General features: G+C 70.3%; 14 protein-coding genes. 10 read left to right on the forward strand and 4 right to left on the reverse strand.

Annotated features, from left to right (window positions below; translation table 11 throughout):
* Positions 1 to 15: 15 nt before the first annotated feature.
* Together EV193_RS11875 and EV193_RS11880 are read right to left on the reverse strand one after the other, a co-directional pair.
* Positions 16 to 1,578, reverse strand: coding sequence for an MFS transporter (locus tag EV193_RS11875; RefSeq protein WP_130344092.1), 1,563 nt, complete (start codon positions 1,576 to 1,578; stop codon positions 16 to 18).
* Positions 1,575 to 2,336, reverse strand: coding sequence for a GntR family transcriptional regulator (locus EV193_RS11880; RefSeq protein ID WP_130344093.1), 762 nt, complete (start codon positions 2,334 to 2,336; stop codon positions 1,575 to 1,577). The genes EV193_RS11875 and EV193_RS11880 overlap by 4 nt, the downstream gene beginning before the upstream one ends.
* A 137-nt stretch (positions 2,337 to 2,473) precedes the next feature.
* Between EV193_RS11880 and EV193_RS11885 the strand changes: the two genes are divergently transcribed.
* The gene (locus tag EV193_RS11885; RefSeq protein ID WP_130344094.1) at positions 2,474 to 3,517 is read left to right on the forward strand and encodes an SIS domain-containing protein; all 1,044 of its coding nucleotides are present in this window, start codon (positions 2,474 to 2,476) and stop codon (positions 3,515 to 3,517) included.
* 306 nt (positions 3,518 to 3,823) lie between these two features.
* Here EV193_RS11885 and EV193_RS11890 read toward each other — a convergent pair whose 3' ends face one another.
* Positions 3,824 to 4,534: a copper chaperone PCu(A)C domain-containing protein gene (locus EV193_RS11890; RefSeq protein WP_130344095.1), complete on the reverse strand. Its 711-nt coding sequence runs from the start codon at positions 4,532 to 4,534 to the stop codon at positions 3,824 to 3,826.
* Between the two features lie 241 nt (positions 4,535 to 4,775).
* Between EV193_RS11890 and EV193_RS11895 the strand changes: the two genes are divergently transcribed.
* The 4 genes from EV193_RS11895 (at position 4,776) to EV193_RS11910 (ending at position 7,065) form a co-directional block, all read left to right on the forward strand.
* Positions 4,776 to 5,264 carry a CarD family transcriptional regulator gene (locus tag EV193_RS11895; RefSeq protein ID WP_130344096.1) on the forward strand — a complete coding sequence of 163 codons (489 nt, stop codon included), beginning with the start codon at positions 4,776 to 4,778 and terminating at the stop codon, positions 5,262 to 5,264.
* A gap of 20 nt (positions 5,265 to 5,284) precedes the next feature.
* Complete coding sequence (ispD, locus tag EV193_RS11900; RefSeq protein ID WP_130344097.1) at positions 5,285 to 5,965, forward strand: 2-C-methyl-D-erythritol 4-phosphate cytidylyltransferase; 681 nt, start codon at positions 5,285 to 5,287, stop codon at positions 5,963 to 5,965.
* Positions 5,962 to 6,444 (forward strand): 2-C-methyl-D-erythritol 2,4-cyclodiphosphate synthase, encoded by a 483-nt coding sequence (gene ispF, locus EV193_RS11905; protein ID WP_130344098.1) that lies wholly within the window; start codon positions 5,962 to 5,964, stop codon positions 6,442 to 6,444. Before ispD ends, ispF begins: the two co-directional genes overlap by 4 nt.
* A gap of 93 nt (positions 6,445 to 6,537) precedes the next feature.
* Entirely contained in the window at positions 6,538 to 7,065 is a 528-nt protein-coding gene (locus tag EV193_RS11910) for a hypothetical protein (RefSeq protein WP_130344099.1), read from the forward strand.
* A gap of 33 nt (positions 7,066 to 7,098) precedes the next feature.
* Here EV193_RS11910 and EV193_RS11915 read toward each other — a convergent pair whose 3' ends face one another.
* Positions 7,099 to 7,539: a hypothetical protein gene (locus EV193_RS11915; RefSeq protein WP_130344100.1), complete on the reverse strand. Its 441-nt coding sequence runs from the start codon at positions 7,537 to 7,539 to the stop codon at positions 7,099 to 7,101.
* A gap of 71 nt (positions 7,540 to 7,610) precedes the next feature.
* On the opposite strand from EV193_RS11915, the gene EV193_RS11920 reads away from it, so the two are divergent.
* From EV193_RS11920 to EV193_RS11940, 5 genes are all read left to right on the forward strand, one after another.
* The gene (locus EV193_RS11920; protein WP_130344101.1) at positions 7,611 to 8,306 is read left to right on the forward strand and encodes an HAD family hydrolase; all 696 of its coding nucleotides are present in this window, start codon (positions 7,611 to 7,613) and stop codon (positions 8,304 to 8,306) included.
* A 160-nt stretch (positions 8,307 to 8,466) separates the two neighbouring features.
* Positions 8,467 to 9,858 (forward strand): cysteine--tRNA ligase, encoded by a 1,392-nt coding sequence (cysS, locus tag EV193_RS11925; protein ID WP_130344102.1) that lies wholly within the window; start codon positions 8,467 to 8,469, stop codon positions 9,856 to 9,858.
* A gap of 1 nt (position 9,859) precedes the next feature.
* Positions 9,860 to 10,816 (forward strand): 23S rRNA (guanosine(2251)-2'-O)-methyltransferase RlmB, encoded by a 957-nt coding sequence (gene rlmB / locus EV193_RS11930; protein ID WP_130344103.1) that lies wholly within the window; start codon positions 9,860 to 9,862, stop codon positions 10,814 to 10,816.
* A gap of 246 nt (positions 10,817 to 11,062) precedes the next feature.
* Positions 11,063 to 11,581, forward strand: coding sequence for a GNAT family N-acetyltransferase (locus EV193_RS11935; protein ID WP_130344104.1), 519 nt, complete (start codon positions 11,063 to 11,065; stop codon positions 11,579 to 11,581).
* A gap of 75 nt (positions 11,582 to 11,656) precedes the next feature.
* Complete coding sequence (locus EV193_RS11940; RefSeq protein ID WP_130344105.1) at positions 11,657 to 13,090, forward strand: MBOAT family O-acyltransferase; 1,434 nt, start codon at positions 11,657 to 11,659, stop codon at positions 13,088 to 13,090.
* The last annotated feature ends 45 nt before the right edge of the window (positions 13,091 to 13,135 follow it).

The raw sequence follows: 13,135 nt of genomic DNA on the forward strand, positions 1-13,135 counted from the left end.
CGTCAACCTCCAGAGCTAGCCGGCGAGCCGGTCCGACTTCCTGACCGGCACCACGTGCGTCGGTGGTCCCTCCACCCCGCAGTGCATGCACTCGCCGGGGTGCGGCGACTCGTCGCGCGCGAGTTCCTCGACCGTGGGGCCGAGTTCGAGATCGGGCGTGGTGTCCGGCTCGGCTCGCAGCACCCCGTTGTCCACGGCCAGCGCGGCGACCCCGCCCAGCACGCACAGCCCGGCGCACACCCACAGCGCGGTGCGCCAGCCCTCGGTCAACGCCGTCGGATCGGCGTAGGACGCGCCGGTCAACCCGGCCACCGCCGGCAACACCGCCACGGCGAGCAGGCTGCCGGTCCGCGCGATCGCGTTGTTCACACCGGACGCCGCGCCCGCGTGCCGGTCGGCCGACGCGGCGAGCACGGTCGCGGTCACCGGCGCCACGACCGTGGACAACCCGAGCCCGAACACCACCACGCCGGGCAGCACCGCGCCGATGTAGCTCGCGCCCGGCTCCACTCGCAGCAGCAACAGCATGCCGGCGGCGATCAGCATCGGCCCGAGCACGAGTTGCACGCGCGGACCGATCCGCTGCGCGAGCTTCCCCGACCGCGCGGACAGCACCAGCATGATCACGGTGATCGGCAGGCCCGCCACGCCGGACTCGGTCGGCGAGTACCCGAGCGAGGTCTGCAACTGCAGCACCATCAACATCATCACGCCGCCGAGCGCCGCGTACACCACCAGAGTGAGCAGGTTGGACGCCACGAAGGTGCGGTTCGCGAACAGGTCCGGCGGCACCAGCGGATCGCGCACTTTCACTTGTGTCACAACGAATCCGGCGAGCGCGGCCAGACCGATCACCGCCGCGCCGATCACCAGCGGATCACCGACTCCGCGCACCGGCGCCTCGATCAGCGCCGCCGTCACACCGGCCAGCCCGACCGCGCTGACCACCGCGCCGACCACGTCCGGCTTCCCGTTCATCTGCGCGTCGCACGACTCCGGCACGTACTTGCGCGCCATCCACACGCACAGCACCGCCAGCGGCACGTTGATCAAGAACGCCAGCCGCCACGACCAGAGCTGCACCAGCAGCCCGCCCACCAGCGGGCCCACCGCCGCCGCGATGCCGGACAGGCCCGACCACGCGCCGATCGCCCGCGCCCGGTCCTTCCTGGCGAACGACGCCTGGATGATCGCCAGCGACCCCGGAGTCAGCAGCGCGCCGCCGATGCCCTGCAGCACCCGGGCGGCGACCAGCATCTCGGTCGACTGCGCGAGCCCACACAACGCGGAGGCCGCGCCGAACCACAGCACGCCGATGGTGAAAACCTTGCGCCGGCCGTACCGGTCCCCGAACGACCCGGCGACCAGGATCAGCGCGGCGAGCGCCAGCAGGTACCCGTCCAGAATCCACTGCAGGCCGGCGATATCCGCACCGAGCTCCGCGCCGATCCGCGGCAGCGCGACGTTGATGATCGTGCCGTCCAGCATCGCCATGCCGGAGCCAAGGATCGTGGTCACGAGCACGCCCCGTGCGACCGGGCTTCCCCAGCGCACCTCCTCCGCGGCCGGCGTGCTCATGAGGGACGACTCAGTCTCGCCACGAACTTGTAGCGATCACCCCGGTACACCGACCGCACCCACTCGACCGGCCGGCCCTGGGTGTCGAACGAGTGCCGCGACAGCAACAGCATCGGCATGCCGACGTCCGCCCCGAGCACATCCGCCTCCTCAGGTCCGGCCAGTGCCGTCTCGATCGTCTCCTCGGCGTGCCCCATCCGCACGTCGAACTTCTCCTCGAGCACCTCGTACAGCGAGGTGCCTCCGGTGACGTGCTTGCGCAGCCCGCGGAACCGGCCGAGCGGCAGGTGCGTGGTCTCCAGCGCCATCGGCTCATTGTCGGCCAACCGCAACCTGCGCAGCCGCAACACCTTCGCCCCGGCACGAATTCCCAGCAGGCGAGCCAGCTCCGCCTCGGCGGGTAACTCGGCCACCTCGAGCAGCTTGGACGACGGCTCCCGCCCCTGCGCGCGCATGTCCTCGGTGTAGGACGACAGCTGCAACCGCTGCGCCACCTTGGGTTCCGCGGCGAACGTGCCCTTGCCCTGCACCCGGTGCAGACGGCCTTCGATGGTCAGCTCGGCGAGTGCCTGGCGCACGGTCGTGCGGGACACGTCGAACTCCTGCGCGAGCGCGCGCTCGGTGGGAATAGGCGAACCGGGCGGCAGCGCGGCGAGCAGATCGAGCAGGTGCCGCTTCAGCCCCCAATACTTCGGCTCGCGCGGCTGCCTCGTGCCGGCCGCGGACACCGGATCACCCGTGGTCGACATGTCGAGCATCGCCGCCTCCTCGTGCTATGCAAGTGCACAGACACAGAATGCCTCGCGCAGCGCCGATCGCGCGATCACGGCGCGCCGGGCTGCCAGTACGATTGGTCTAGACCTGGACAAAGGTACCGCGCCCCGTGGAGGAACACATGACCGACCGCACGGCCGGCGCTCGGATGAACGCCGAGATCGCCGACCAGCCGCGGGTGCTCGCGGAGCTCACCGCACGGCGGGCGGAGATCGCGGACGTCGCCGCCGTCGTGGCGCGGCGCCGCCCCCGGTTCGTCCTGCTCGCCGCGCGCGGTTCCAGTGATCACGCCGCGCTGTACGCCAAGTACCTGATCGAGATCCTGCTCAATCTACCGGCTGGGCTCGCCTCACCGTCGACGATCACGCTCTACGACGCGCGCCCGTCGCTGGACGACGTGCTGTTCGTGACGGCCAGCCAGAGCGGCGGGTCGCCCGACCTGGTGGCGGCCACCGAGTCGGCCCGGCGCTGCGGCGCGCTGACCGTGGCGGTCACGAACACGCCGGGCTCGCCGCTGGTCTCGGCCGCCGAGTTGAGCATCGACATCGGCGCGGGCGAGGAGCAGGCGGTCGCGGCAACCAAGACCTACACGGCCACGCTGCTCGCGCTGTACCTGCTGGTGGACGCGGTCCGCGGTGGCACCGGCGAGTACGCGCTGCCGCTGGGTGAGCTCGCGCAGTCCACTTTGGACACCTCGGCGGACGTCGTGCGCGAGGCCGCGGCGCGCTACCGGTTCGCCGAGCGGATGGTCACCACGGGCCGCGGATACTCGCTGGCGACCGCCTCGGAGGCGGCGCTCAAGCTGGCCGAGACCAGCTACCTGTCCGCCCGCGCGTACAGCGGCGCCGATCTGCTGCACGGGCCGGTGGCCGCGGTGGACGAGGAGACCGCGGTGCTCGCGGTGACCAGCGCGGGCCGGGGTGGCGCGGCCATGCGCGAGGTGCTCGAGACCGTGTCCGAGCGGGGCGCCGACGTGCTGGCCGTCGGATCGGCCGCGGCGGACATGCCGGCCGGTCTCCGGGTGGACGTGCCGCGCACCGAGGAAGAGGTCGCGCCGGTGCTGGAGGTGCTTCCGCTGCAGCGGCTGGCCTACGAGTTGGCGCTGGCCCGCGGCGCCGACCCGGACCGCCCGCGCGGGCTGTCCAAGGTCACCAAGACGCGGTGATCTTTATCGAGGGCAAGGTCGCCTGGTTCGGCTTCGCCGAACGGGGCTGTGGTCTTTTTGCTTGGGTGGCTGAGTGCCGAGTGTGGGTGGCTGGGTTTCGTGGGTGGTCCAGCCACGCCACCTCCACGACAGCGGGCTCGTTCCTCGCCCGCTGTCCCTCCGGCGTCGTAAGGGCGACCGCCCTCGACAATGAGGGCGACCTCAGCGGGGCTTTCGATCGGGGCGGTCAACACACCCGGCTGCGTGAAGCTTGGTAGGTGGGGTAGGTGGGCCGCGTGTAGGTGGGCCGGCGGCTTGGGGTGGGGCTCAGTGACCGCCGCCGCCGTGGTCGGCGGGCTCCTCGCGGGGAGCGGCCGGCACGGCGACCGGGATCTCCACGGTGACCGAGCCGATGCCGGCGAACTCGAAGGTGACCGGCACGTTCTGGCCGGAGCGGATCGGCGCGGCCAGGTCGGTCAGCACGATGTGCAGCTCGCCGATCACCGTCTTCGGCGTGGTCGACGTCGGCAGCACGGTCACGCCGCTGGTCGGCACTCCGGTGGACGCCGGGGCGTGACCGGTGGTGGTCGGCGTGGTAGTCGGCTGCGGCGTCGTGGTCGCCGCGGCACCGTGGTCGCCGTGTCCGTCGCCGACCATGCCGCCGGAGGACTTGGTGAAGAACTCCTTGCCGGCGACGATCGCGCGGCCGGCCGGCAGGTTCTGGTCACCGGTGATCACCGCGGCGCCGGCCGGGCTGCTGACGCCGGTCAGCCGCGCCTCACCGGAACCGGTGTTGACGATCGTGACGATCAGCGGTGCCTTGCCGCCCTTGGGGTGCCCGGAGCCGTTTGGGAACGCGACCTGCGCGTTGCGCACGACGATCGGCCCGACCTGGCCGAACGCGCCGTTCACGGCCGGGAGCTGGGTGTCGGTCTGGGTGATCTGGCCGGAGCCGCAGCCCGCGGCGCCGAGCAGAGCCGCGAGGCCGATCGCCACCACGGCCGTCCGCATGGACCTGTTCTGCTGTGCACGGCTCACGGTTGACGGTCCTTCCTCAGCACTGCCCCGCGGCCAGCGGAGCGAGATCGTCCTGGGCGGAAGGGTATCTGGACCGCACGCGCGATCGCGCGAGTGGTCGGACAAGCACGAACGCAACCGGTTTGTCAAGCCCCGCCCGGACCACGGGTGGGCCGCTGACCTGCGATTACGGATCACCAACCCGCCTCAGCGCGTAGTACGGGCGTGCTAGGATAGGGGCAGCGAAAGGGGCAGAGGACACATGGTTTTCAAGGTCGGAGAGACCGTCGTCTACCCGCACCACGGTGCCGCTCTCATCGAAGCAATCGAGACCCGCGTGATCAAGGGCGAGGAGAAGAAGTACCTCGTCCTGAAGGTCGCCCAAGGCGACCTGACGGTTCGCGTCCCCGCAGACAACGCCGAGATCGTCGGTGTGCGGGACGTCGTGGGCCAAGAGGGTCTCAATCGCGTCTTCGATGTCCTGCGCGCTCCCCACACGGAGGAGCCGACCAACTGGTCCCGGCGGTATAAGGCAAACCTCGAGAAGCTCGCCTCCGGCGACGTGAACAAGGTTGCCGAAGTGGTGCGTGACCTGTGGCGGCGGGAAAAGGACCGGGGTCTGTCCGCCGGTGAGAAGCGGATGTTGGCCAAGGCACGGCAGATTCTGGTCAGCGAGCTGGCACTGGCCGAGGGAACCGACGAGGACAAGGCTGAAGTCATCCTCGACGAGGTCCTCGCCACCGCTTCCTGATCCGCCTTCACGACGCGACCGTGCACACGACGTGCGAGGTCGTCGCGCTGGTACCTGCCGCCGGTCAGGGTGTTCGGCTGGGTGCCGGGCTGCCCAAGGCGCTCGTGCCCGTGGCCGGCGAACCGTTGCTGACGCATGCCGTGCGCCGGCTGCTCGACGCCGGCGTACGTGAGGTGATCGTCGCCGCGCCGCCTGACGGCGTGGAGCCGATCGCCGAGGCAGCGCGTGCGGCGGCCGTCGACGCGCCGGTTCGCGTCGTCCCGGGCGGTGCGGACCGCACCGAGTCGGTGCGGCTCGCGCTGGACGCCGTGCACGGCCGGTTCGACGTGGTGCTGGTGCACGACGCCGCGCGCGCGTTCACACCGGTCGAGACGATCCGTGCGGTGATCTCCGCGGTAGCCGCCGGTGCGCCGGTGGCGATTCCGGTGCTTCCGGTCGCCGACACGGTGAAGGTGGTCGACGCTGACGGCATGGTCATCGCCACGTCCGACCGCTCCTCCCTGCGGCTGGTACAGACGCCACAGGGGTTCACGCTCGACGTGCTGCGCCAGGCGCACGCTCAGGCGGCGGGTGTGGCCACCGACGACTCGGCGCTCGTGGAGCGCCTCGGCATCGGCGTGCACACGGTCGAGGGTCACCCACATGCCATGAAGGTGACGACACCGTTCGACCTGGCCATCGCCGAAGCGGTGTTCGGGTGACCGCGCCCAGGGTCGGCATCGGCACCGATGTGCACCGCGTGGAGGCCGGCCGGGAGTGCTGGATGGCCGGGCTGCTCTGGTCCGATGTGGACGGTTGCGCCGGCCACTCCGACGGCGATGTAGCCGCGCACGCGCTGTGCGACGCGCTGCTGTCCGCCGCCGGACTCGGTGATCTCGGCGCGGTGTTCGGCACCGATGATCCACGGTGGACCGGAGCGCACGGGGTGGCGTTCCTTTCCCATGTGCGCCAACTGGTTCACGACGCGGGGTTCACCGTGGCCAACGCCGCCGTGCAGGTGATCGGCAACGCGCCCAAGATCGGCAAGCGGCGGGACGAGGCGCAGCGCGTGCTCTCCGACGCGGTCGGCGGGCCGGTGTCGGTTTCCGGTACGACGACCGACGGGCTCGGGCTGACCGGGCGCGGTGAGGGCGTCGCGGCGGTGGCGACCGCCTGCCTGGTGCCACGGAACGGTGCGTGACGGGTCTCGGACCCGATCGGCGGATTGGCAGTTGTGCCGTTTGCCGCAAGGCTGTGGCACCGGTCACATTGCCTACCGAGGAGGCGTCCACCGATGCGCCGAATGGCAGCGATCCTGGTCAGTCTGGCAACCCTCGCTCTCATCCCGATCACCGCACCACCCGCACTCGCCGAACAGGGCGACCTCGCGTGCACCGGGAACTTTCAGTTCAACTTCACGCCACCGCTCACCTCCACGACCACGACGGCGGACGCCGAGGTCCGTGGCGGCCTGGTCGACTGCGTCTCACCGAACGGCAACTACACCCGGTTGAAGTCCGGCGTGCGCACCGGTTTCGGCACGGTCAACCGGCCGGCCGGGCTGGAGTCGTGCTCGCCGGTCATGACGATCACCGAAGGCGCGGTGCTCACCTGGAACACCGGCGAGAAGAGCAAGTTCGCCATCACGGTCAACACGGATCCGTCCAATGGCCGGATCACGATCAGCGCCTACTTCACCAGTGGACCGCTCGCCGGGGACACCGCGAACGCCTTTCCGATCGTCCTGCACACCAATGGCGACTGCGCCGTGAACGGGCTCAGCCAGCTCACCTCCGATCTGCTGGAGGTCTTCTGGGAGTAGTAATCACTCACCCACCGGTGAGTGGGCGGCGCGTCAGCCGACCTTGGTGAAGGCGACTTCCAGATCGTCGTTCCACGTGATGCCGTCCACGCACAGCTGCCACATGCAGTCGATCGCGGTACGGCCCTCGTCGAACGTGCCGGTGAACCGCTGCGCGAACCCTGGCGCGTCCCGCGACTGCCGCCACACCAGGCCGCCGTCGGCCTCCTCCAGCGCCATCCGGTACACCCGCTGCACGTCGCGGACGTCGGTGTAGACGAGCGTGTACTCGCCGCTGCCACCGTCCGCGCCGATCACCGCGACGTTGTCCGGCACGTCCGGGTGCTCCACCGTGGTCCGCTGCACCAGCAGCCCAGGACCGTCCAGCCAGGAGAACGTCGCGCGCCCGTGAACCGGCGCGTCGAGCATCGGATGGTCACCCACCAGGTCCCAGTCGCCGACGAGCACGCCAAGGCGATCAAGCAATTCCGACATGCCGCCCAGGATGTCACGCCTGTGTGCCAGACCACAGAATCCGGCCCACGTGCGCCGCTAGGGTGGTGCCCGTGGAGACCCGAAACGTTTCGATCCGCGGTGTGCTGTTCGACTTCTCCGGCACCCTGTTCCGCTTGAAGCCCGACGAGTCCTGGCTCGACGGCGCGGGAGACGACCTGGCCGTCGCCGAGGTGGCCGAGCTCGTCGCCAAGCTGATCGCGCCAGCCGGCCCGTCCACCAACCTGCCACCCGAACTGCGCGACGACTGGGAGCGGCGCGATCTCGACCCGGTGGCCCACCGGACCGCGTACATCACCGCCATGCGCGCCTCCGGCATGGAGATCCGGCCAGGAATGACCGAGCGGCTCTACGAGCGGTTCATGACGCCGGAGTCGTGGTTCCCTTACCCCGACACGGTTTCCGCGTTGCGGGCGGTGCGCGACGCCGGCCTGCCGGTCGCCGTGGTCAGCAACATCGCGTGGGACATACGCCCCACCTTCGAGCTGCACGGCGCCGCCGACCTGGTCGACGAGTACGTGCTGTCCTTCGAGGAAGGCGCGGTCAAGCCGGACCCCCGACTGTTCACGATCGCCTGCGAACGGATCGGGATCAGGCCAGCCGACGCGCTCATGATCGGCGACTCCGAGGAGGCCGACGGCGGTGCGGTCGCGGTCGGCTCCCGGTTCGAGCACGTGCCGGGCCTCGACCCGAGCGAGCGGCCGGACGCGCTGGTGAAGGCGCTCGCCAAACGCGGCGTCCTGGTGTAGCCCGTTCCACACGGTGGCACTGCGACTCAAAGTCGCGGCGCACCTGACCGCGCTGGCCGGCGCGGTCGACATCACGATCGGATCGGTCACCAGCGCCATGCGCAACTGCAAGCCGTGACCACGAGATGGACGGGCCATACGTGGCCCGTACCATTTCGGCGTGGCACTGCACATATACGACACCGCGACCCGAGGCGTACGGGAGTTCCAGCCCGTCCGGAGCGGAACGGCGTCCATCTATCTGTGTGGTGCCACCGTGCAGGCCGTCCCGCACATCGGGCACGTGCGCAGCGGCGTCAACTACGACGTACTCCGACGCTGGCTTTCCTTTCAGGGCAACGATGTCCTGTTCGTGCGCAACGTGACCGACATCGACGACAAGATCCTCGCCAAGGCCACGGCTGCCGGCCGCCCGTGGTGGGAATGGGCGGAGACGCACGAGCGCGCGTTCGACTCCGCGTACGACTCGCTCGGCTGCCTGCCGCCGTCCTACTCGCCGCGCGCCACCGGCCACGTGACCCAGATGGTCGAGCTGATGCGGCGGCTGATCGACGCCGGGCACGCGTACGCGCGGAACGGCGACGTGTACTTCGACGTGCGCTCGTTCCCCGACTACGGCGCGCTGTCCGGCCAGCGAATGGACGACGTGCAACAGGGCGAGACGGCCGCCACCGGCAAGCGCGACCACCGCGACTTCACGCTGTGGAAGTCGGCCAAGCCGGGCGAGCCGTCCTGGCCGACACCGTGGGGCGCCGGCCGGCCGGGGTGGCACCTGGAGTGCTCGGCGATGGCCACCACGTACCTCGGTGGCGAGTTCGACATCCACGGCGGCGGGATCGACCTGATCTTCCCGCACCACGAGAACGAGCGCGCGCAGTCCAACGCGGCCGGCGACGGGTTCGCCAGGTACTGGCCGCACAACGCGTGGATCACCATGGCCGGCGAGAAGATGTCCAAGTCGCTGGGCAACGTGGTGTCGATCCCGGCGATGCTGGAGCGGGTGCGCGCGCCGGAGCTGCGGTACTACATGGTCGCGCCGCACTACCGGTCCACGATCGAGTACTCCGAGGCGGCGCTGGCCGAGGCGGTGTCGGCGTACCGGCGGATCGAGTCGTTCCTGCACCGGGTGGCCGGCCGGCTCGGCTCGGTCGAACCGGGTGCGCTGTGCGCGGAGTTCACCGAGGCCATGGACGACGACCTCGGCACCCCGAAGGCGCTCGCCACGGTGCACAACGCGGTCCGCGAGGGCAATGCCGCGCTGGACTCGAGTGACGACGCGGCGGCGCTCGGCGCGGCGGCGTCGGTGCGCGCGATGACCGGCGTGCTGGGCCTGGATCCGTTGTCCGACAAGTGGTCCGATTCGTCCACTGTGGACAACGCGCCTCGGCAGGCGCTGTCCACGCTGGTCGACGAGCTGCTCGAGGAGCGGCAGCGGGCACGTGCGGAGCGCGACTTCGCCCTCGCGGACACCGTGCGGGACAGGCTGACCTCGGCCGGGATCGCCGTCGAGGACACCCCCGACGGTCCACTGTGGACATTGAAGGACGGCTGACGTGGCAGGCAATTCCCGGCGCAGAGGCGCGATGCGCAAGCCGGGCACGAAGAAGGGCGCCGTCGTCGGATCGGGCGGCCAGCGGCGCAAGGCGTTGGAGGGCAAGGGGCCGACGCCGCGTGCCGACGAGCGGCCGGGTCATCCGGCGCAGCGCAAGGCCACCGCCGCGGCGAAGGCCGAGCAGCGGCGCACCAAGCAGGAGCAGGGGCCGGAGCTGATCGCCGGCCGCAACCCGGTCGTGGAGTGCCTGCGTGCCGGTGTTCCGGCCACCGCGCTGTACGTGGCGCTGGGCATCGACGCCGACGACCGGGTGACCGAGGCCGTTCAGCTGGCCGCCGATCGCGGTATCTCGATCCTGGAGGTGGCGCGCACCGAGATCGACCGGCTCACCGGTGGTGCGGTGCACATGGGGCTCGCGTTGCAGGTCCCGCCGTTCGCCTACGCGCACCCGGACGAGCTGCTGACCACCGCGCAGGAGTCGGGCGACGTGCCGCTGATCGTGGCGCTGGACGGCGTGACCGACCCGCGCAACCTGGGCGCGGTGATCCGCTCGGCGTCCGCGTTCGGCGCGCACGGGGTCGTCGTGCCGCAGCGGCGCAGTGCCGGCGTGACGGCGGTCGCGTGGCGCACGAGCGCCGGGACGGCGGCGCGCATGCCGGTCGCGGTGGCCACCAACCTCACCCGCACGCTGCGCGCGTACGCCGCCGAGGGGCTGATGCTGGTCGGGCTGGACGCGGACGGCTCGATGCCGATCGACGATCTGACGCTGGCCACCTCGCCGCTGGTCGTGGTGGTCGGCTCCGAGGGGCGCGGGCTGTCCCGGCTGGTGCGCGAGGCGTGCGACGCGACCGTGTCGATCCCGATGGCGGCCGGCGTGGAATCGCTGAACGCCTCCGTCGCGGCCGGTGTCCTGCTCGCCGAGGTCGCCCGCCGCCGCCGCGCCGCCGGCCGCGTGTGACGCCGCTGCCCGAACCGCCCGCGCGCCGAGTTGTCCACAGCTCGCGTTCTATCCACATGTCGATCACTTGGCCGCTGTCGATCTTGGCGCACCGATAGACTGGTCCAGGGCCGCCCCCGGGATCGGGTGGGGGCTGCGTCCAGTACGTAGTGCAAGATCAAAGTGTGGGTTGTGGTGCGCGAATCAGCGCGCTGGGGGCCGGTAATCAGATTGCGCCGGCCGCGCATCGCCCGGATGATCCGGCCCATGCTGATCCGCCGCTCTCACGACGACGAGTCCGCGACGATCCGGGCCGTGCACGCGGAGGCGTTCCGCGACAAGGACAAGCCGGACGTCGAGCCGATCGAGGCGCCGCTGGTCGATCAGCTTCGCGAGTCCGGCGCGTGGCTGCCACCGCTGTCACTGGTGGCCGTGGACGGTGAGGAGATCATCGGACACGTCGTGTGCACCCGAGGCACGGTCGGGACCGTGCCGGCACTGGGGCTCGGCCCGATCGGCGTGCTGCCGTCCCGCCAGGGCACCGGGGTGGGCAACGCGCTGATGCACGCCGTGGTCGCCGCCGCCGACGCGCTGGACGAGCCGCTGATCGCGCTGCTCGGCGAGCCGAAATTCTACGGCCGGTTCGGGTTCGTGACCTCCACCGAGCACGGCATCGAGCCGCCGGAGGCGGCGTGGGGCGCCTATTTCCAGGTCCGCACGCTGGAGGCGCACCGGCCGGAGATCACCGGCACCTTCCGCTACGCGGAGCCTTTCGAACGGCTGTAACCCGCGTTCGCCGGTGGCGGCCCGCCCGGCTCGGATAGGGTCGGTCGGCCTGTCCACCAGCAGAGGTCTCAAGGGATGCTGTTCTCCAGTCCGATCTTCCTGTGGTACTTCTTGCCGGTCGTGCTCGCGATCGTGCTGGTCGCGCCGCGCGGCTGGCGCAACGGCATCATCGCGGTGGCGAGCCTGCTGTTCTACGCCAGCGGTGCCGGGCCGTCCACGCTGCTGCTGCTCGCCTGCATGGTGGTCAACTTCTGGGCCGGGCCGGCGCTGGAGCCCGACGAGTGGGACATCGACCGCGCACGACGGCGGCTGGTCCTCGTCGGTGTGGTGCTGTTCGACATCGCCGTCCTGGTGATCTGGAAATACGCCGGATTCGCCACCGAACAGCTCGCGGCGATCGCGAAACTGCTCGGCGGCGATTTCCCGGTCGTGCACCTGATGCTGCCGATCGGCATTTCCTTCTACACGTTCCACCACATTTCCTACGTGGTGGACATCTATCGGGGTGAACGGCCGGCGCTGCGCAATCCGGTGTCGTTCATCACCTACATCGCGATGTTCCCGCAGCTGATCGCCGGCCCGATCGTGCGGTATCGCGAGATCGCCGACCAGCTTCCGCAGCACCGCACGCACCGGCTCGACGACCTCGCCGCCGGGTTCCCCCGGTTCGCGCTCGGCCTGTGCAAGAAGGTGATCATCGCGGACTCGCTGGCGCCGCTGGCCGACGCCTGCTTCACCACCCCGAGCCACGCGATGACGTTCGGCATCGCCTGGCTGGGCGCGATCACCTACACGCTACAGCTGTACTTCGATTTCTCGGGCTATTCCGACATGGCGATCGGCCTCGGCCGAATGCTCGGATTCCGACTGCCCGAGAACTTCGCCAGGCCGTATTCGTCTGTCACGATCACCGAATTCTGGCGGCGCTGGCACATGTCGTTGTCGCGATGGTTCCGCGACTACGTCTACGTTCCACTCGGCGGCAACCGGCACGGCGCGGCGAAGACGTACCGGAATCTGTTCATCGTGTTCGTGCTGACCGGTTTCTGGCACGGCGCGGCGTGGACGTTCCTGGTGTGGGGGCTGTACCACGGCGCGCTGCTGATCATCGAGCGCGGCTTCCACCTCGAGCAGGCGCCCGAGAGCCGGCACGCCGTGATCGGCCGGCGCGCGCTGACCATGGTGCTGGTGATCGTCGGCTGGGTGTTCTTCCGTGCCACCGACATGGGCTCGGCGCTGGCGATGATCGGCCACATGCTGCTGCCCGACTTCACCGGGCTGACCGACGTCGTGGACGTGGCGTTCACCAACCAGCGGCTGGTCCTGCTGCTGCTCGCGGTGGTGATCCTCTTCCTGCCGGCGCACCCGGTGACCGGCCCGATGCTCGAATCCTCGCGCGGCCGGCTCGCCACCGGACTGCGCATCACCGTGATGACCGTGGGCCTCGCCTACGCCGGAATCCTCGTCGCGACGGGCACGTTCAGCCCGTTCCTGTACTACCAGTTCTGACCGCCGAGCACGGCCTGCCTAGGCTGTGCGAGGTCCACTCCCGAC

The organism is Herbihabitans rhizosphaerae (assembly GCF_004216555.1).
GTDB classification, from domain to species: Bacteria; Actinomycetota; Actinomycetes; order Mycobacteriales; family Pseudonocardiaceae; genus Herbihabitans; species Herbihabitans rhizosphaerae.